We start from the raw sequence: 20262 nt of genomic DNA on the forward strand, positions 1-20262 counted from the left end.
ACCAGTGGCAGTTGTTGCCGAAGGACGAGCGCAGGGCCTGCACGCTCATGGCTGTTGCTGCCTGCCCGGAGCCGGTCAGCCGACTTCGGCGATCAGCTCGATCTCGACGCAGGCGCCCATGGGCACTTGCGCCACGCCGAACGCGCTGCGCGCATGCGCGCCCTTCTCGGGGCCGAACACTTCGGCGAAGAACTCGCTCGCGCCGTTGGTCACCAGGTGCTGTTCGGTGAACGTGCCCACCGAATTGACCAGGCTCATGACCTTGACGATGCGGGTGACCTTGTTCAGGTCGCCCACGGCCGCATGCAGCGTGCCCAGCAGGTCGATGGCAATGGCGCGTGCGGCCTGCTTGCCTTCTTCGGTGCCGATGTTCGCGCCGAGCTGGCCGGCCCAGACCTTGCCGTCCTTCTTGGCAATGTGGCCCGAAAGAAAAACGAGGTTGCCGGTGCGCACGAAAGGCACATAGGCGGCGGCGGGGGCGGCGACCGGGGGCAGGGTGATGCCGAGGCTGGAAAGCTTGTCGTAAACGCTCATTGGAGGTCCTTGTCTGTGGGTTGCGATTGAATCCGCGATTGTGTCTGTGATTGTGACTGCGCCGCCTCTGCGGCCTGGGTCCGCAGCTCTTCGATCGGCCGCACCGTCACGCCCACCTTGAGCGTGTGGCGTGCGCCGCCGTGCAGCACGCCGCGCATGGGCGAGACGTCGGAATAGTCGCGGCCGATGGCGAGTGCCACGTAGTCTTCGCCGGGCTGGCGGCCGTTGGTGGGGTCGAATTCGGCCCAGCCGCCTGCGCTGTCGCGGCTGTCGCCATCGCCGCCATCACTTTCACCGGGCAGGTACACCGAAACCCAGGCGTGCGAGGCATCGGCGCCCACCAGCCGCGGCTGGCCCGGCGGCGGCTGCGTGAGCAGGTAGCCGCTCACGTAGCGCGCCGGCAGGCCCATGACGCGGAAGCAGGCGATCATGATGTGGGCGAAGTCCTGGCACACGCCCTTGCGCTGCGCGAGGGCTTCCACGGCCGGCGTGTTGATCTCGGTGCTGTCGGCGTCGTAGGCAAAGTCGCGGTACATGCGCTCGGTGAGATCCATGGCCACGTCGAAGGTCGGCCGCTCGGGCGCGAAGCTCGCGCGCGCATAGGCCGCGAAGTCGTCGTGGCGCGGCACGTAGGGCGACGGAAAAACAAACTCCGAGGCCGGGTCGAAGGTGGCGTCCTTGCGGTAGCGGAAGCGCTCGCGCACGGCCTCCCAGGGCATGTCGCGTGCAATGCCCGGCGCAAGCAGGGGCACCGAGGTTTCGACCACGCTTTCGGCGGTGACGACGAGTCTGTCATGCGTGGATTCGAGTGCGAAAAAGGCGCGCATGTTGCCGTAGACGTCGGGCTGCTCGCTGCGCTGCGCGGGCTGCGGCTCGATGGCGAGCTTGTGGCTCACGAGCCGCTGCGAGTCGGTGGCCAGCGGCTTCAGGTGGGCCAGATGCTGCGCCGTTTCGACTGGAGGCGAATACTCGTAGCGGGTTTCGTGCGTGACGTGAAGAAGCATGGGGTTTCTCTTTGGCTACTTTGGCGTGCTGCCGAAATGCGCTGCGTAGATCTTGTCGTAGCTGCCGTCGGCCTTGATGTCGTCCAAGCCCTTGTTGATCCTGGCCAGCAGTTCGGCGTTGCCCTTCTTGACCGCGATGCCGTAGTGCTCGACCGGGAAGGATGCATCGCCCACGGTCTTGAAGCCGCCCGCGGTGTTGTTGGCGAGGTAATGCACCACCACCCCGTTGTCGGCCACCACGGCCTCGACGCCACCGGCTTCGAGTTCCTTGAGCGCCAGCGGCGTGGATTCGAAGCGCTTGATGTTGCCGCTCGACTTGCCCTGCAGCTTGCCCACCACCTCGTCGCCCGTGGTGCCGTTCTGCACGCCGACCTTCATGGCCTTGATGTCTTCGAACCGGGCCACCGGCGCATCGGTGCGGACGGCGATCAGCTGCTTCGCGTCGAAGTAGGGCTTGGAGAAGTCCATGGTCTGGCGGCGCTCGTCGGTGATGGTGATGGCCGAAACCAGCAGGTCGCGATCGCCCTGGCCGAGCGCGTTGAAGATGCCTTCCCACGGCGTGTTGACGAACTTCACCTCGATGCCGGCCTTGCTTGCGATGGCCTTCACCACGTCGATGTCGAAGCCGACAATCTCGCCCTTGTCGTTCTGCGACTCGAAGGGCGTGTAGGCCGCGTCGGTGCCCACCACGTAGACGCGGGCAGCGGGTGCGCCTGTCGGCGTGGCTATGGGCGCCTGCTTGCCGCAGCCAGCCAATGCAAGGCTGGCGAGAAGGCCGGCGGCAATCAGCATGAAGCGGCGGTTGTCGAGCATGGGCTGCCTCCTGGGAGAGAGCGTCATCAGGCTCCGACGGAGCGCAGCGATTCGGAAGTGAGCGTGAAGTAGCGCGTGCCGATGGCGTCGGACACATGGTAGGCCGCCGTCTCGCAATTGGCCAGTAGCTCGACCAGCGCAGGGTAGTTCGCGTCGGCTCCGGGCGCGCAGAGATGCTCGAGCGTCCAGTCGGCCGGATCGGGCAGCTCGTATGACAGCGCGGTGAGCTTGCCGGGCGCGCTGCCGGCCAGGCGCGCAATGCGCCCGCGCAGCGTTTGCGTGACCCACGCGAGCGAGCGCGGGTTCTCGGCATCGAGCACCAGCAGGTCGACCAGCGTGGCCACGTCGCGCCGCTGCTGGTAGCGGGCGTGAAAGGTGATGGTGCTGTCGAACAGCGCCACCATGGCTTCAAAGCCGCTCACTTCGTGCACCGCGCCGTTCTCGAAGCCGGCCTCCAGCGCGCTCGAGAGAAAGCCCAGGCGCTCGATGTGGCGGCCGATCGACAGCAGGCGCCAGGCGTCGTCGCGCGTCATGCGGTCGGTCTGCGCGCCGGTCATGGCGGCAAGCGCGGTGCTGGCGGATTCGAGCGCGCGCAGTGCCGCGCCGGTGGCAAAGCTGCCTTCGCCGGCCTGCTCGGCCGCGCGCCGCAGAAACTCGGCTTCGGCGCGCACGATCTGGTTCCAGTTGTCCTGCGAGAGGCGCTCGCGCACGGCGGCGGCGGCCTGCCGGATGCAGCGCAGGCTGAAGCCCACGCTGCCGCCGCGCTCCACATCACCGAGCTCGGCGACCAGCGCGCGTTCGAACACGCGGCGCGATTGCGGCGCGCTGGGCACGCCGGCCGGCACCAGCGCATTGCGCAGCGCCATGCGATGCAGCCAGTCGAGCAGCGGGCGCGACGACTGGTCTTCGCTGCCCAGCAGGTTGAGCGTGAGGCGCGCGAGGCGCACTGCGTTTTCCGCGCGCTCGGTGTAGCGGCCGAGCCAGAACATGTTCTCGGCCGCGCGGCTGGTCACGGGCGCGCGGTGCCGCGCCAGCGAGGCCGGCGTGGCGTGCGGCTGCAGCAGCGTGGTGCGGTCGACCTCGCCATGCGTCTGCACCCATACGTCGGCGCTGCTGCCGCCGCGCTGCATGGAGGCGATCTGCGCATCGCGGCCCGCCAGCCGTGCCAGCCCGCCGGGCAGCACCCGCCACGACTGCGCGCCGTCGCTCACCGCGAAGACGCGCAGCAGCACCGCGCGCGGCGCGATGTGGCCGGGGCCCATGTCGTTGGCCCAGGTGGGCATCTGCGACAGTGGGAGGTAGCTCTGGATCGTGTGGGCTTCGCCCTCGCGCACGATGCGGCCGGCCCACTCGTCGAGCTGGCGCCGGCTCAGCTGGCTGCCCAGCACCGCGTCGAAGCTGGTCTGTCCGTCGAAGCCGGGATAGGTGGGCTTGATGGCGCAATCGCCGAGCTGCGGCAGCACCGCCTCGAGCGCGGCGCGCTCGCCGCACCACCAGGTCGGCAGCGCCGGCAGCTTGAGCTTTTCGCCGATGAGGCGGCGCGCAAGGCCGGGCAGGAAGCCCAGCAGCGCGGGCGATTCGAGGAACGCCGAGCCCGGCATGTTGGCCACCAGCACGTTGCCGGCGCGAATGGCCTGCAGCAGGCCCGGCACGCCGAGCGTGGAGTCGGGGCGCAGTTCGAGCGGATCGAGGAACTGGTCGTCCAGCCGCTTGATGAGCCCGTGCACCGGCCGCAGCCCCTGCAGCGTCTTGAGATAGAGCCGCTGGTCGCGCACGGTAAGGTCGCTGCCCTCGACCAGCGTCACGCCCAGGTAGCGCGCGAGATAGGCGTGCTCGAAGTAGGTTTCGTTGTAGGGTCCGGGTGTCAACAGCGCGATGTGCGGCGGCACGCCGGCCGGGCACATGTGCTGCAGGCCGTCCATCATGGCGCTGTAGGTGGCGGCCAGGCGCTGTACCTGCAGGGCCTCGAAAGCCTGCGGAAACTGGCGCGCAATGGCGAGGCGGTTTTCCAGCAGGTAGCCCAGCCCCGACGGCGCCTGTGTACGCTGCGAGACCACCCACCAGTTGCCGTCGGGCCCGCGGGCGAGGTCGAAGGCCGCGATGTGCAGCCATGTGTCGCCGGGCGGCTTCACGCCGTGAAGGGCGCGCAGGTAACCGGGGTGGCCGCGCACCAGCGCCGCGGGCAGCAGGCCTTCGGCCAGCAACTGCTGCGGACCGTAGACGTCGGCCATGACGCGGTCGAGCACGCGCACGCGCTGCAGCACGCCGGTTTCGATCTGGCTCCAGCTCTCGGGCGAGACGATCAGCGGAAAGAGGTCGAGCGACCAGGGGCGCTGCGGCCCGTTGGCGTCGGCATAGACGTTGTAGGTGACGCCGTTGTCCCGGATCTGCCGCTCCAGGCTGACCGCGCGCCGTGGCAGGTCGCCGAACCCTCCCGGGCCGAGCTGGTCGAAGAAGGCGTTCCACGCGGGCGTGAGGGGGGGCCTCTCGCTGGGGGGCTGCGCTGGCTGGACAGCCTGGGACTGCGTTTGCGCTTGGGATGGGGCCTGCGGCGTGCCTGGCACCACAGCCGGGCGCTCCGCCGCGGCGTCGTAGAGCAAAGGCGTCATTGGCGCCATGGGCGGAATGCCCAAGGCAGGCCGCGCCGGCGCCGCAGGCGTGGCCTCGCCGCGCAGTTCGTCGAAGTGGCCGGGCAGGGCAGCCGGGGCGAGCGCGGACGCCAGGGCGGCTGGAAATTCCAGCGCCTGGGCGTCGAACAGGGATTCGTTCAAAGGTTCCACAGGGGATGGATTGTCACATTGCCGTCACGGGTGGTGTGAAGGCCGATGTGCCAAATGTCCCTTTGCGTCCTTTTTCCGGGTCCTCAGCGCCGCAAGTCCAGCGTGAAAGGGAATTCGCGGCTGCCCGCGAGTTCGATGGTGGCCGGCGGCGTGCGCATCAGGCCGGGCGTATGGCCCATCTCGGTGAAGCGCGACATGCGCCGGCTTTCCGCTTCGTAGGCATTGACCGGGAAGGTGTCGTAATTGCGCCCGCCCGGGTGGGCGACGAAATACTGGCAGCCGCCCAGCGAGCGCTTCATCCAGGTGTCGACGATGTCGAAGGTCAGCGGCGCATGGGCGCCGATGCTCGGATGCAGCGCCGAAGGCGGGTTCCAGGCCTTGTAGCGCACGCCCGCGACGAACTCGCCCACGGTGCCGGTGGGCTGCAGCGGCAGCACCTTGCCGTTGACGGTGATCACGTGGCGGCTTTCGTTCAGGCCGGTGACGCGCACCTCGATGCGTTCGAGCGAGGAATCGACATAGCGCACCGTGCCGCCTGCCGAGCCTTCCTCGCCCATCACGTGCCAGGGTTCCAGCGCGTTGCGCAGCGAGAGCTCCACGCCCATGGCCTGCACCTGGCCCACCAGCGGGAAGCGGAACTCGAAATGCGGTGCGAACCAGTCGACGTCGAAGCCGAAGCCGGCCTGGCGCATCTCGCTGATCACGTCGTCGAAGTCCATCTTGACGAAGGTGGGCAGCAGGAATCGGTCGTGCAGCTCGGTGCCCCAGCGCGTGACGGGTGCCTTGTAGGGATCGTCCCAGAAGCGTGCCACCAGGGCGCGGATGAGCAGCTGCTGCGCAATGCTCATGCGCGCATGCGGCGGCATCTCGAAGGCGCGCAGTTCGAGCAGGCCGAGGCGGCCGGTGCTGGAGTCGGGCGAGTAGAGCTTGTCGATGCAGAACTCGCTGCGATGCGTGTTGCCCGACACGTCGATCAGGATGTTGCGCAGCGTGCGGTCGACCAGCCAGGCCGGCATGTTCTGGCCGTGGATCTCGCGGTTCTTCGCGATTTCCTTCAGGGCGATCTCGAGCTCGTAGACCTGGTCGTTGCGCGCCTCGTCCACGCGCGGCGCCTGGCTGGTCGGGCCGATGAACATGCCGGAGAACAGGTAGCTCAGCGAGGGGTGGTTGTGCCAGTAGAGCAAGAGGCTCGCGAGCAGCTCGGGCCGGCGCAGGAAGGGGCTGTCCGCGGGCGTGGCCCCGCCCATCACGAAGTGGTTGCCGCCGCCGGTGCCGGTGTGGCGCCCGTCTGTCATGAACTTCTCGGCCGAGAGGCGGGTTTCGAACGCGGCGTTGTAGAGAAACTCGGTGTGGGCGACCAGTTCTTTCCAGTTGTGGGCCGGATGGATGTTGACTTCGATCACGCCCGGGTCGGGGGTGACGGCCAGCATCTTCAGGCGCGGATCGCGCGGCGGCGGGTAGCCTTCCATCACGATGCGCATGCCCAGCTGCTCGGCCGTGGCCTCGACGGCCGCGACCAGGTCGAGATAGTCTTCCAGGCGCGCGAGCGGCGGCATGAAGACGTAAAGCACGCCCGAAGCGCTGCCCTTTTTCTCGGCCGAGGGGCCGTTGGCGCGGCGTGGGTCGCGCACTTCGACGCACAGTGCGGTGCGCGTGACCCAGTGGGCCGATTCGCCGCGCTGGGGCTGTCGCGTGGCCGCCGTCGCGGAGCGGTCGACCGCATCGGCCAGTGCCTTGCCGTCGCCTGCGGCCGCGGCGTCGCCGCCCGCGGTTCCACTGCCGCCCGGCGCCTGCATGCGCAGGGCCGCAGGCACCATGGGCGGCGCACCGAATTCGTAGGGCACGGTGCCAAGATCGGCACCCATCGCTCCGCCGGCAGGCACGGCGTAGCGCGCGCGGTAGTCGGCCGAAGTCGGCAACGCGGCCCGCGGCGCGGTCGGGTCGCGCTCGACCAGGTAGGGGTAGTCGCCCTTGCTGGCCCAGGGCTGGGAGTCGAGCGGCAGGCGGTAGCCCATGGGCGAGTCGCCCGGGATCAGGTAGAGCCGGTCGTCGCGCAGGAACCAGGGGCCGGTTTTCCAGCCCGGGCCTTCGAGCGCGGGGGCGTCGAGATTGGCGTTGGCGGGTTCGAGCGGCAGCATGTAGCCGATGACGGCGTCGAGCTTTTGCGTGAACACGCGGCGCAGGCGAACCCGCTCGAGTTCGTCGTCGAGCTTCGATTCGAAAGGGTCGACGTTGACCGGCAGGCGCCGTTCGCGCCAGAGGTAGTAATAAACGTCTTCGTAGCCGGGTTGCGCATAGCGCTCGGTGATGCCGAGCTTGTGCGCCAGCACGGTGGTGAAGCGGCGTGCGTCTTCGCTCGTGTAGTGCGTGGGCACGCGTTCGTCGGCAAAGAGTTCGGGGTTGTGCCAGAGCGTCTGGCCGTCGGCGCGCCAGAAGATCGAAAGTGCCCAGCGCGGCAGCTGCTCGCCCGGGTACCACTTGCCCTGCCCGAAGTGGAGAAAACCGCCCTGGCCGTATTCGGCCCGCAGCTTGTGGACGAGTTCGGTGGCATAGCCGCGCTTGGTGGGGCCGAGCGCATCGGTGTTCCATTCGGGCGCGTCGCGGTCGCCGGTGGCCACGTAGGTGGGCTCGCCGCCCATCGTGAGCCGCACGTCGCCGGCCGCGAGGCGCGCATCGACTGCGTCGCCGAGCGCAAGCACCTCGGCCCACTGTTCTTCGGTATAGGGCTTGGTGACGCGCGGCGATTCGTAGATGCGCGTGACCTTCATCTCATGGCCGAAATCGACCTCGGCCTCGTCGACGCCGCCTTCGATGGGCGCGGCGCTCGACGGCGTGGGTGTGCACGCCAGCGGAATGTGGCCCTCGCCGGCCAGGAGGCCCGAGGTGGCGTCCAGGCCGATCCAGCCCGCGCCCGGCAGGAACACCTCGCACCAGGCATGCAGGTCGGTGAAGTCGACCGTGGTGCCGCTCGGGCCGTCGAGCGCCTTCACGTCGGGTGTCAGCTGGATCAGGTAGCCCGAGACGAAGCGCGCGGCCAGCCCGCAGTGGCGCAGCAGCTGCACCAGCAGCCAGCCCGAGTCGCGGCAGGAGCCGCTGCCGTTGGTGAGCGTTTCTTCCGGCGTCTGCACGCCGGGCTCCATGCGGATCAGGTAGTTGACGTCCTTCTGGACCTGCTGGTTGAGGCCGACCAGGAAGTCGATGGTCCGCTGCTCCTTGCGCTCGATCTTGTCGAGGTAGGCCGACAGGAGTGGCGTGGGTTCCTCGGTGACGAGGTATGGCGCGAGTTCTTCGGCCTGCGAGGCGGTGTACTTGAACGGAAAGTTCTCGGCCTGCGGCTCGAGAAAAAAGTCGAAAGGGTTGTAGACCGCCATCTCGACCACGAGGTCGACCGTGACCTTGAACTCGCGCGTCTTCTCGGGAAACACGAGCCGCGCCTGGTAGTTGGCGAACGGGTCCTGCATCCAGTTGACGAAGTGCTCGGCCGGTTCGACCTGCAGCGAATACGAGATGACCTTGCTGCGGCAGTGCGGCGCGGGACGCAGGCGCACGACCTGCGGGCCCAGCTGCACCAGGCGGTCGTATTTGTAGTGGGTGACGTGGTGGAGTGCGGCGTGAATGGACATGCGTTTTGTGTGCAGTACTGCGAGATTGCATCGAAAAGATGTCTCTTGTGAGACGCATACTAGCCCAGAAGCAAAGCAATTAACGCGCCATTGAGCGTCGGCCTGGGAGGGTTTGCATCATGTGTTCCGGAGTTTGCCGTTGACGCCGGCGCGGGCGTCCGGTGTCGTCATGGCCGGGTCGTGGGCCTTTGCCGCGCTGGGCGGAACGCTGCTCGGCGCTGCATGGCAGTTGCATCAGGCGCGGCTGTGGAGCGGGGGTGCCTATGCGGCCTTGTTCTTCGCAGGCCTCGCGGGGCTGGCCGCGCTCTCGCGGCGATGGCGGCCGATGTTTCATTGGCTTCATGCATGGCGCATGCCGGCCGGGCTGCCGGTGATCGTGGCCCTGGCCTGCGGAGCCTTCGCCGGAGGCGGGCTCGCAGGGTGGCGGGCGGCTGCCCATGCGAGCGGCGCACTGGACCCGGCCATCGAAGGACGAGACCTGCAGGTGGTGGGCGTGGTGGCGCAGATGCCCCAGCGCAACGAGGGCGGTACGCGGTTTCGGCTCGACGTGGAATCGGCCCGCTGGGCCGATGAGCCCCTCGCATCGCCACCGCGTGTTCCGGCGCGCGTCGCACTCGGCTGGTATCGCGACGACACCAGCCTCTGGGGACGTGCTCCCGAAGGGCGAGCCGCGGCCAGGGGAGACCCAGCCGTCCCGCTGCACGCGGGTGAACGCTGGCGCCTCACGGTCCGGCTCAAGGCGCCGCATGGCAATCTCAATCCGCATGGCTTCGATAGCGAACTGTGGATGTGGGAGCAGGGCGTGCATGCCAGCGGCTATGTGCGGACAGGGACTCGCGACGCGGCGCCGGCACGTCTGCAATCCACGTGGCAGCACCCCCTCGAACGTGCGCGCGAAGCGGTGCGAGACGCCGTGTTCGAGCGCGTGGCCGACCCCCGGCAGGCGGGCGTGATCGCCGCACTCGTCACCGGGGACCAGGGCGCCATCGAGCGCAACGACTGGGACATTTTCCGCGCCACCGGCGTGGCCCACCTGATGTCGATCTCGGGCCTTCACATCACCATGTTCGCCTGGCTCGCGGCGCATGCGGTCGGCGCGCTATGGCGCCGCAGCGGCCGCCTGATGCTGCGCTTTCCCGCACCGCAGGCCGCGCTGGTCGGCGGCGTGCTCCTGGCCGGGCTCTATGCGCTTTTCAGCGGCTGGGGCGTGCCGTCGCAGCGCACGGCCTGGATGCTGGCCACCGCGGCGCTGCTGCGCCTCACGGGGCGGCGCTGGCCGTGGCCCCAGGTCTGGCTGCTGATCGCGGCGGTGGTGGTGGCCATCGATCCCTGGGCGCTGATGCAGGCCGGCTTCTGGCTCAGCTTCGTCGCGGTCGGGGTGCTGTTCACGACCGGCTTCATGCGGGCGGCCGACGAGAAGAGGGGGCCATCGGCGCGGCTGCTGGCGTTTTTTCGCGAGCAATGGGTGATCACGCTGGCGCTGACGCCGCTCGGCCTGCTGCTTTTCCAGCAGGTCTCGGTGGTTGGCCTGCTGGCCAATGCCGTGGCGATCCCCTGGGTCACGCTGGTGATCACGCCGCTGGCCATGCTGGGCACCGCTGTGGCGCCGCTCTGGGATGTTGCCGCATGGGCGGTCCAGGCGCTGGCCTTGCTGCTGCGGTGGCTGGCCGCATTGCCGTACGCCACGCTGTCGATGGCCGCTCCGCCGGCGTGGATGGCGGCCTGCGGCGTGGCGGGCGGCGTCCTGCTGGCCATGCGGCTGCCGTGGTCGCTGCGCACGCTGGGCTTGCCGTTCCTGCTGCCGGTGCTGCTGTGGCAGGCGCCCCGGCCGCCCGCCGGGGAGTTCGAGCTGCTGGCCGCGGACATCGGGCAGGGGAACGCGGTCCTCGTACGCACCGCAACGCACAGCCTGCTGTACGACGCGGGGCCGCGCTACAGCCTCGAAAGCGACGCCGGCCATCGCGTGCTCGTGCCCTTGCTGCGCGCCTTCGACGAACGCCTGGACATGCTGCTGCTGAGCCACCGCGACAGCGACCACACGGGTGGCGCGGCCGCGGTGCTCGCGATGCAGCCGCAGGCCGCGCTCCTGAGTTCGATCGAAGCCGGGCATACGCTGCAGTCGGTGCGCCCGGCCCGGCGCTGCGAAGCCGGCCAGCGCTGGCGCTGGGATGGCGTGGATTTCGAAGTTCTCCATCCTGTGGCCGCCGACTACCTTTCCTTCACCAAGCCCAATGCCATTTCCTGCGTGCTGCGTGTCGCCAACGGCCGCGCCACGGCGCTGCTGGCCGGCGACATCGAGCGCCTGCAGGAAGCGGCGCTGGTGTCGCGAACCCCGGCGCTGCGGGCCGATGTATTGCTGGCGCCGCACCATGGCAGCAAGACCTCGTCGAGCGCGGTGCTGCTCGAGGCGGTGCGCCCGCGCATCGCGCTGGTCCAGGCAGGCTATCGCAATCGCTTCGGTCATCCGGCCCCGGAGGTGGTCGAGCGCTATGCTGCGCACGGCGTACGGCTGGTCGAAAACGTGCCCTGCGGCGCCGCTTCATGGCACAGCCGGGCGCCTGACGAGGTCGGCTGCGAACGGGAGCGCCAGGCCCGTTACTGGCACCACCGCCTGCCTTGAAGACGTGTGGCTGCGCCAACATAGGGCTTTCACTGGCCTCGAACTTGCTAAGCTATGGCTCAAGGAGATTGGTCGTTCCATGCACAAATTCGATGAGATGTATGAGCAGTTGCCCTATGCGGGGGCTGCAATCAGGCAACACTACAAGCGCTACGACCAATGGCTCGCGAAGCAACCCGGCGAAGTGATGCGGGCGCGTCGCGAGGAGGCGGAAATGATCTTCCGCCGGGTCGGCATCACCTTTGCGGTGTACGGCGCGAAGGACGAGGATGGTTCGGGTACCGAACGGCTCATACCGTTCGATCTGCTGCCGCGCATCATTCCCGCCCATGAGTGGGAGAGCATGGAAAAGGGGCTGGTGCAGCGCGTCACGGCGCTCAACCGCTTCCTGCATGACGTCTATCACGACCAGGAAATCATCAAGGCCGGCATCATTCCGGCCGAGCAGATCCTGAACAACGCGCAATTCCGCCCCGAAATGATGGGCGTCAGCGTGCCGCACAACGTCTACTCCAACATCTCGGGCATCGACATCGTCCGGGCGCCCGACGCCCAGGGCAACGGCGAGTACTACGTGCTCGAGGACAACCTGCGGGTGCCCAGCGGCGTGAGCTACATGCTCGAAAACCGCAAGATGATGATGCGGCTCTTCCCCGAGCTGTTCAACCAGAACCGCATCGCGCCCGTGGCGCACTACCCCGACCTGCTGCTCGAAACCCTGCGCGCCAGCGCGCCGGCTGCCACGGCCGAGCCCACGGTGGTGGTGCTGACCCCCGGCATGTACAACAGCGCCTACTTCGAGCACGCCTTCCTGGCCCAGCAGATGGGCGTGGAGCTGGTCGAAGGGCAAGACCTGTTCGTCCGCGACAACTTCGTCTACATGCGCACCACGCGCGGGCCGAAGCGCGTGGACGTGATCTACCGCCGGGTCGACGACGACTTCCTCGACCCCGAGGTGTTCCGCCCCACGTCGACGCTCGGGTGCGCGGGCCTGATGCGCGCCTACCGCGACGGCAACGTTGTCATCTGCAATGCGGTGGGTACCGGCGTGGCCGACGACAAGTCGATCTACCCCTACGTGCCCAAGATGGTCGAGTTCTACCTCGGCGAGCAGCCGATCCTGAAGAACGTGCCCACCTACATGTGCCGCAACAAGGACGAGCTGCAGTACACGCTCGACAACATGAAGGACCTGGTCGTCAAGGAGGTGCACGGCGCCGGCGGCTACGGCATGCTGATCGGCCCGGCCGCCACGCAGGCCGAGATCGAAGACTTCAAGAAGGCCGTGATCGCCAAGCCCGACGGCTACATCGCGCAGCCCACGCTGAGCCTTTCCACCTCGCCGACCTTCGTCGACGCCGGCATTGCGCCGCGCCACATCGACCTGCGTCCGTTCGTGCTTTCGGGCAGCGAAGTGCAGATGGTGCCCGGCGGCCTCACGCGCGTGGCGCTCAAGGAAGGCTCGCTGGTGGTCAATTCGTCGCAGGGCGGGGGCACCAAGGACACCTGGATCCTCGAGGCGGACCGCGGCGCCAAGCCGAAGGCGACGCAGTCGCAAAGTCAATCGCAATCGGCCTAGCGCAGCAGGCAAGCAAGCAAGGAATCAGGAGAACAAACGATGCTGTCACGCACCGCCGACCACCTCTACTGGATGTCGCGCTACACCGAGCGCGCGGAAAACACCGCGCGCATGCTCGACGTCAACTACCAGACCTCGCTCCTGCCCCAGTCGGCCGAAGTGGCCAAGTACGGCTGGCAGGGCGTGCTTTCCATCAGCGAGCTGCTGCCCTCGTACAACAAGAAGTACGAACAGATCACGCCCCACGACGTGATGGAGTTCATGGTCAAGGACGAGAGCAATCCGTCCTCGATCGTCTCCTGCCTCAAGGCCGCGCGAGAAAACGCGCGCGCGGTTCGCGGCGCGCTCACCACCGAAGCCTGGGAAACCCAGAACACCACCTGGCTCGAAGTCAACCGCATGCTGCGCGCCGGCGATTTCGAGCGCGACCCGGCGCAGTTCTTCGAATGGGTCAAGTTCCGCTCGCACCTCTCGCGCGGCGTCACGCTGGGCACCATGCTGCAGGACGAGGCCTTCTACTTCTCGCGCCTGGGCACCTTCCTGGAGCGCGCCGACAACACCGCGCGGCTGGTGGACGTGAAGTTCCACGCCCTCAACAGCGAATTCTTCGGCACCGCCACCGAGGAAGACCAGGAGTACGACTTCTATCACTGGAGCGCCATCTTGCGCAGCGTCTCGGCCTTCGAGGTGTACCGCAAGGTGTACCGCGACGTGATCAAGCCCGAGCGCGTGGCCGAGCTGCTCATTCTTCGTGCCGACATGCCGCGTTCGCTGCACGCGAGCCTGGTCGAGGTGGTGAACAACCTCGCCAAGGTGCAGAACGAGCAGAGCGCCGAAACCCAGCGCCGCGCCGGCAAGCTCCTGGCCGACCTGCAGTACGCGCGGGTCGACGAAATTCTTGCGACCGGGCTGCACGCCTATCTCACGCAGTTCCTTGACCGGGTGAACGAGCTGGGCGCGCGCATCAGCCAGGACTTCCTGGTTCCGGCGCAGTAAAGAACCGCGAGCCGACGCGCCTCAGGTGGCGGTGGCTTGCCGCACCGCCCGCTCCCAGCGGGCCATCGACTCCTCGGCTTGCGCGCGGCCCATGGTGGGCATGAAGCGCCGTTCCACCTTCCACAGCTTCGACAACTGCCGCGCGTCGCTGTAGACGCCGGTCGACAGGCCCGCGAGATAGGCGGCGCCGAGGGCGGTGGTCTCGATCACTTCGGGCCGCACCACGGGAATGCCCAGCAGGTCGGCCTGGAACTGCATCAGCAGGTCGTTCACGCTCGCGCCGCCATCCACGCGCAGCTCGGCCACCGGTGTGCCGCCGGCCGCGACCGCATCGCGGCTCATGGCCTGCAGCAGCGCGGCGCTCTGGTAGGCGATGCTTTCGAGCGCGGCGCGCGCGATGTGCGCCACCGTGGTTCCGCGCGTGAGGCCGGTGATCGTGCCACGCGCGTCGGCGTCCCAGTAGGGTGCGCCGAGGCCGGTGAAGGCCGGCACCATCATGACGCCGCCCGCGTCGGGCACGCTCTCGGCGAGCGACTGCACTTCGGCGCTGCCCTTGATGGCCTTGAGGCCGTCGCGTAGCCATTGCACCACGGCGCCGCCGACGAAGACGCTGCCTTCCATGGCGTACTGCGGTGTGGCGTCGGTCTGCGCGGCGCTGGTGACGAGCAAGCCGTTGTGCGACGGCTGGAACGCCGCACCCGTGTGCATCAGCAGGAAGCAGCCAGTGCCGTAAGTGTTCTTGGCCATGCCGGCCGCAAAGCAGGCCTGGCCGAAGAGGGCGCTCTGCTGGTCGCCGGCCACGCCGCCGATGGGCAGCGCGCGGCCGAGCAGGGCCGCATCGGTATCTGCAAAGTGCGAACTCGACGGCTGTACCTTCGGCATGAGCGCTGCGGGAATATCGAGCGCCTCGAGCAAGGCTGCATCCCATTCGTTGCTGTGCACGTTGAAGAGCATCGTGCGCGACGCGTTGCTCACGTCGGTCACGTGCACCTTGCCGCCGGTGAGCTGCCACATGAGCCAGCTGTCGACGGTGCCGAAGGCGAGTTCGCCGCGCTCGGCCTGGGCGCGCGCGCCAGGCACGTTGTCGAGCAGCCAGCGCAGCTTGGTGCCGGAGAAATAGGCGTCGATCACCAGCCCGGTTTTCTCCTGGATGGTGCCGGTCATGCCTTCGTCGCGCAGCTTTGCGCACAGCGGCTCGGCGCGCCGGTCTTGCCAGACGATGGCGTGGTGCACCGGCTGGCCCGTCTTGCGGTTCCACAGCACGGTGGTCTCGCGCTGGTTGGTGATGCCGATGGCGTGAATGTCCGCAGACTGGAGCTTGGCCTTGACGAGTACTTCGCGCGCGGTCGCAAGCTGGCTGCGCCAGATTTCCATCGGATCGTGCTCGACCCAGCCAGGCTGCGGGTAGATCTGCGTGAGCTCCTTCTGTGCGATGGCGACGATATGGCCTTCGCGGTCGAACACGATGCTGCGTGAGCTCGAAGTGCCCTGGTCGAGTGCGAGCAGGTAGGTCATGGGTTTCCTTGGAGTCTGGTCATGCGTGGAGGCTTGCCTTGCGTTCTTGGCGCTGTTGTCCGGGGCGCACGCTCAGCCGCGCGCAATCTCGAGGCGCACCTGCGCCGCATGCAGCAGGTCGGTGAAAGGCGGTGGCGGCTCGGCGTCGGTAAAGAGCCGGTCGATCTGCGAGAGCGTACCCAGCTGGATCATCGCGGGCCGGTTGAACTTGCTTGCATCGGCCGCGAGCCACACCTCGCGCGCCTGCGCGATGATGGTCTGCGCCACTTTCACTTCGCGCAGGTCGAAGTCGCGCAGCGACCCGTCGGCCTCGATGCTCGAGACGCCGATCAGTGCGATGTCCACCTTGAACTGGCGGATGAAATCGATGGTGGCCTCGCCCACGATGGCGCGGTCGCGCGGGCGCACCGAACCGCCCGCCACGATCACCTCGCACGAGGTGTTCCCGCTCAGGATGGTCGCCACGTTCAGGTTGTTGGTGATCACGCGCAGGCCCGTGTGCCGCAGCAGTGCCTTGGCAATGGCTTCGGTGGTGGTGCCGATGTTGAGGATCAGCGAGCAGTCGTTGGGCACCAGCTCGGCCACGCGCCGCGCGATGCGCGCCTTGCCTTCGGCATGCAGCGTTTCGCGCTGCTGGTAGCCGATGTTCTCGGTGGTGGAACTCGGCACCCGCACCCCGCCATGAAAGCGCGTGAGCAAGCCTTCGTCGGCCAGCCGCTGCACGTCGCGCCGCACCGTTTGCAGCGTGACGCCCAGCATGTCGGCCAGCTGCTCGACGGTGACGGAGCCGCGCGTGCGCACGGTATCGAGAAGGTTGATCTGGCGCGGATTGGAGTTCACAGGGGCGTCGTAAAGAACGTGAAGACTCTCAGGAGAGTACAGGCCACGCCACTTTAAAGCGAAAGAAAACGAAGATTTCTAAGGGAAAACTCGGGGGAAAATCGCGTCAAAAGGAACCCAAATGAAAAGACGCGAAAATACAATGGCGCCCTTCTGTGACCGAAGTCACGAAACTACGGGCCCATTTTCTGTGAGCGATCTCTCCTCCAATTCGCCTCTGCCGGCAACCGATTGCGACGTTCTGATCGTTGGTGGCGGCATCAATGGTTGCGGCATTGCGCGCGACCTGGCGGGCCGGGGCTGGCGCGTGGTGCTGTGCGAAAAGGACGATCTCGCCTCGCACACGTCTTCCTCGTCCACCAAGCTCATCCACGGCGGGCTGCGCTACCTGGAGTACTACGAGTTCTCGCTCGTGCGCAAGGCGCTGCAGGAGCGCGAGGTGCTGCTCAAGAGCGCGCCCCACATCATGTGGCCGCTGCGCTTCGTGATGCCGCACGACCCGTCGATGCGGCCGGCCTGGATGATCCGCATCGGCCTGTTCATGTACGACCACCTTGCCAAGCGCGAAGTGCTGCCGGGCTCGCGCAGCATCGATCTGCGCAGCCACGCAGCGGGCGCGCCGCTCAAGCCGCAGTTCAAGCGCGGTTTTGTCTATTCCGACGGCTGGGTGGACGATGCGCGGCTGGTGGTGCTCAATGCCATCGATGCCAGGGCGCGCGGCGCCGAGGTGCTCACGCGCACCCGCTGCGTCCATGCGCAGCGCGATGCCGACGGCTGGACCGCCACGCTCGAAGGCGCGGACGGCGGCATTCGCGTGGTGCGCGCCCGCGCCGTGGTCAATGCCGCGGGGCCGTGGGCCGAATCGTTCCTGCGCGGCGTGGCGCAATCGGCCAAGGGCGAGGCGCTGGCCACCCGGCACCTGCGGCTGGTCAAGGGCAGCCACATCGTGGTGCCGCGCCTGTTCGAGCACGACCATGCCTACATCTTTCAGAATCCCGACAAGCGGATCATCTTCGCGATTCCGTACCAGGACGAGTTCACGCTGATCGGCACCACCGACATCGAGCTGAACGGCGACGATCCCGGCGCGGCGCGCATTGCCGAGGAAGAAATTTCCTATCTCTGCATGCAGGCGAGCCGCTATTTCGAGAAGCCGATCAAGCCGGCCGACGTGGTCTGGACCTATTCGGGCGTGCGCCCGCTGCTCGACGATGCGTCGGGCGACCCGTCCGCCGTCACGCGCGACTACATGCTCGAATCGAACACCGCGGCGGCGCCGCTCCTGTCGGTGTGGGGCGGCAAGATCACGACCTTCCGCAAGCTGGCCGAAGACGCGGCCGACGAGGTCGGCAAGATGCTCGGGCAGTCGAGCGCGCAGCGTCCTGCGTGGACCGACGGCGCCTTCCTGGCCGGCGGCGATCTATCCGCGTGGATCGGTGCCGCCACGCGGCCCGACGACGATTTCGAGCGCTTCGTGGCCGCGGTGCAGGCCCGCTATCCATGGCTCGATGCCAAGCTCGCGCGCCGGCTGGCCCGCGCCTACGGCGCACGCGTAGCCGAGCTCCTGGGCGATGCGCAGTCCATGGCCGACATGGGCGAAGCGGTGGCGCCCGGGCTTCACGAGCGCGAACTGCGCTTCCTGCAGGAGAACGAGTGGGCCGTGAGTGCCGACGACGTGCTCTGGCGCCGGTCGAAGCTCGGCCTGCGCTATACGGCCGAAGAGCGCGCGCAAGTGGCCGACTGGCTGCAGGCGCGCGCAACCAACAACCTCTACATGATCAACGGGAAGCGCTGATGCAATTGACTCTGGAGCGCGTCACCAAGAAGGTCGGCGCGCAAACCTGGCTCTACGAACAGAGCATCGCGCCGAGAAGCGGTGCGGTCACCGTTCTGCTGGGCGCCACCCAGGCCGGCAAGACCAGCCTGATGCGCCTGATGGCGGGGCTGGACACGCCCAGCACGGGCCGCGTGCTGGTCGACGGCAAGGACGTGACCGGCATGCCGGTGCGCGAGCGCAACGTGGCCATGGTGTACCAGCAGTTCATCAACTATCCGTCGCTCAAGGTGGCCGACAACATCGCCTCGCCGCTCAAGCTGCGCGGCGAGAAGGACATCGAGGCGCGCGTGAAGGCGCTGGCCGACAAGCTGCACATCGGCATGTTCCTCGACCGTTTGCCGGCCGAGCTGTCGGGCGGGCAGCAGCAGCGCGTGGCGCTGGCGCGCGCGCTGGCCAAGAACGCGCCCCTGATGCTGCTCGACGAACCGCTGGTGAACCTCGACTACAAGCTGCGCGAAGGCCTGCGCGAAGAACTCACGCAGCTGTTCGCCACTGGCGATTCGACGGTGATCTACGCCACCACCGAACCTGGCGAGGCGCTGCTGCTGGGCGGCTACACGGCCGTGATGGACGCGGGCGAACTGCTGCAGTACGGCCCGACCGCCGAGGTGTTCCATGCGCCGCAATCGCTGCGCGTGGCGCGCGCCTTCAGCGATCCGCCGATGAACCTGCTGCCCGGCACCGCAACGGCGGGCCGGGTGCAACTGGCCGGCGGCCCGGCGCTGGCACTGGCCGTGCCCGAAAGCATTTCGGGCTCGGTCACGGTCGGCCTGCGTGCAAGCGCATTGAACGTCGGCGCGGGGGAGGGCGACATCGCCTTGCCCGGCAAGGTGGAGCTGGCCGAAATCTCCGGCTCCGACACCTTCGTTCACGTCGACACGGCGGTGGGCGAACTGGTGGCGCAGCTCACTGGGGTGCACCGCTTCGAATTGGGTACGCCGATCACGCTGTACTTCAGCGCGTCACAAGCCTATGTGTTCGATGCCGGCGAAAAGCTGGCGCTCGCGCCGGCATGGCGCAAAGGAAACTAGCTATGGCTCGCATCGATCTCGACCTGGCGCACGCCTACCGGCCCAACCCCACGCAGGACAGCGACTATGCGCTGCTGCCGCTCAAGATGAGCTTCCGCGACGGCGGCGCCTACGCCTTGCTCGGCCCCTCGGGCTGCGGCAAGACGACCATGCTCAACATCATCTCGGGCCTCTTGGTGCCTTCGCAGGGCACGGTGACGTTCGACGGGCGCGACATGACGCGCGCCACGCCGCAGGAACGCAACATCGCGCAGGTGTTCCAGTTCCCGGTGATCTACGACACCATGACTGTGGCCGAGAACCTCGCATTTCCGCTGCGCAACCGCAAGGTGCCGGAAGACCAGATCAAGAAGCGCGTGGGCGAGATCGCCGAGATGCTCGACATGAGCGGGCAGCTCAACCAGCGCGCTGCAGGCCTCGCGGCCGACGCCAAGCAGAAGATATCGCTCGGCCGCGGGCTGGTGCGCAGCGACGTGTCGGCGGTGCTGTTCGACGAGCCGCTCACGGTGATCGATCCCCACCTCAAGTGGCAGCTGCGGCGCAAGCTCAAGCAGATCCACCGCGAGCTGAAGCTCACGCTGATCTATGTCACGCACGACCAGGTCGAGGCGCTCACCTTCGCCGAAGAGGTGGTGGTGATGACGCGCGGCAAGGCCGTGCAGGTGGGCAGCGCCGAGGCGCTGTTCGAGCGCCCGGCCCACACCTTCGTCGGCCACTTCATCGGCTCGCCCGGCATGAACTTCCTGTCCGCGAAGAGCGCGAACGGCGCGCTCGAAGTCGCGGGCACACCGCTCGTGCCGACGCGCGAGCTGCCGCAGGGTGCGCTCAAGATCGGCATCCGGCCCGAATACCTGCGCCTGTCGAACGCGGGCGCCGCCGGTGCCGTGCCGGCTGTGGTGAAGCAGGTGCAGGACATCGGCACGCACGCGATGCTGAGCGCCGAGATCGACGGCGGCGTGGTCAAGGTACGGCTGCACTCGGACGACCAGCCGCCGGCAGTGGGCGACACCGTGTGGCTGCGGGTGCTGGACACCCACACCTGCTATTACAAGGACGAGGAGCTGGTGGCATGAGCGCAGCGCAGGGCCGC

General features: G+C 67.8%; 13 protein-coding genes. 6 read left to right on the forward strand and 7 right to left on the reverse strand.

From position 1 onward, the window contains the following. Positions 1–75: 75 nt before the first annotated feature. From ACAM55_RS08095 to ACAM55_RS08115, 5 genes are all read right to left on the reverse strand, one after another. The gene (locus ACAM55_RS08095; protein WP_012748505.1) at positions 76–534 is read right to left on the reverse strand and encodes a RidA family protein; all 459 of its coding nucleotides are present in this window, start codon (positions 532–534) and stop codon (positions 76–78) included. Then, positions 531–1538, reverse strand: coding sequence for a transglutaminase N-terminal domain-containing protein (locus tag ACAM55_RS08100; RefSeq protein ID WP_369655516.1), 1008 nt, complete (start codon positions 1536–1538; stop codon positions 531–533). Before ACAM55_RS08100 ends, ACAM55_RS08095 begins: the two co-directional genes overlap by 4 nt. Before the next feature lie 15 nt (positions 1539–1553). Further along, positions 1554–2351: a basic amino acid ABC transporter substrate-binding protein gene (locus tag ACAM55_RS08105; RefSeq protein WP_369655517.1), complete on the reverse strand. Its 798-nt coding sequence runs from the start codon at positions 2349–2351 to the stop codon at positions 1554–1556. A gap of 26 nt (positions 2352–2377) precedes the next feature. Next, the gene (locus ACAM55_RS08110) at positions 2378–5131 is read right to left on the reverse strand and encodes a circularly permuted type 2 ATP-grasp protein (RefSeq protein WP_369655518.1); all 2754 of its coding nucleotides are present in this window, start codon (positions 5129–5131) and stop codon (positions 2378–2380) included. 83 nt (positions 5132–5214) lie between these two features. Further along, positions 5215–8754, reverse strand: a complete 3540-nt coding sequence (locus ACAM55_RS08115; protein WP_369655519.1) for a DUF2126 domain-containing protein — start codon at positions 8752–8754, stop codon at positions 5215–5217. A 169-nt stretch (positions 8755–8923) separates the two neighbouring features. On the opposite strand from ACAM55_RS08115, the gene ACAM55_RS08120 reads away from it, so the two are divergent. From ACAM55_RS08120 to ACAM55_RS08130, 3 genes are all read left to right on the forward strand, one after another. Continuing rightward, complete coding sequence (locus ACAM55_RS08120; protein ID WP_369655520.1) at positions 8924–11374, forward strand: DNA internalization-related competence protein ComEC/Rec2; 2451 nt, start codon at positions 8924–8926, stop codon at positions 11372–11374. A gap of 79 nt (positions 11375–11453) precedes the next feature. Then, positions 11454–12953 (forward strand): circularly permuted type 2 ATP-grasp protein, encoded by a 1500-nt coding sequence (locus ACAM55_RS08125; RefSeq protein WP_369655521.1) that lies wholly within the window; start codon positions 11454–11456, stop codon positions 12951–12953. Between the two features lie 39 nt (positions 12954–12992). Further along, a complete protein-coding gene (locus ACAM55_RS08130; protein ID WP_369655522.1) occupies positions 12993–13949 on the forward strand; it encodes an alpha-E domain-containing protein in 957 nt (318 codons plus the stop codon). 21 nt (positions 13950–13970) lie between these two features. Here ACAM55_RS08130 and glpK read toward each other — a convergent pair whose 3' ends face one another. Then, positions 13971–15464 (reverse strand): glycerol kinase GlpK, encoded by a 1494-nt coding sequence (gene glpK, locus ACAM55_RS08135; RefSeq protein ID WP_369655523.1) that lies wholly within the window; start codon positions 15462–15464, stop codon positions 13971–13973. Between the two features lie 72 nt (positions 15465–15536). After that, positions 15537–16304, reverse strand: coding sequence for a DeoR/GlpR family DNA-binding transcription regulator (locus tag ACAM55_RS08140; RefSeq protein ID WP_369655524.1), 768 nt, complete (start codon positions 16302–16304; stop codon positions 15537–15539). 121 nt (positions 16305–16425) lie between these two features. On the opposite strand from ACAM55_RS08140, the gene glpD reads away from it, so the two are divergent. Genes glpD through ACAM55_RS08155 form a run of 3 tightly spaced genes read left to right on the forward strand, consistent with a single transcriptional unit; the run spans position 16426 to position 20245 of the window. Next, positions 16426–18099 (forward strand): glycerol-3-phosphate dehydrogenase, encoded by a 1674-nt coding sequence (gene glpD, locus ACAM55_RS08145; protein ID WP_369655525.1) that lies wholly within the window; start codon positions 16426–16428, stop codon positions 18097–18099. Next, on the forward strand, positions 18099–19172 hold the full coding sequence (locus tag ACAM55_RS08150; RefSeq protein ID WP_369655526.1) for an ABC transporter ATP-binding protein: 1074 nt from the start codon (positions 18099–18101) through the stop codon (positions 19170–19172). Before glpD ends, ACAM55_RS08150 begins: the two co-directional genes overlap by 1 nt. A 2-nt stretch (positions 19173–19174) precedes the next feature. Beyond that, complete coding sequence (locus ACAM55_RS08155; RefSeq protein ID WP_369655527.1) at positions 19175–20245, forward strand: ABC transporter ATP-binding protein; 1071 nt, start codon at positions 19175–19177, stop codon at positions 20243–20245. Positions 20246–20262: the final 17 nt, after the last annotated feature.

This window comes from Variovorax sp. V213 (genome assembly GCF_041154455.1).
Classification (GTDB): Bacteria; Pseudomonadota; Gammaproteobacteria; order Burkholderiales; family Burkholderiaceae_C; genus Variovorax.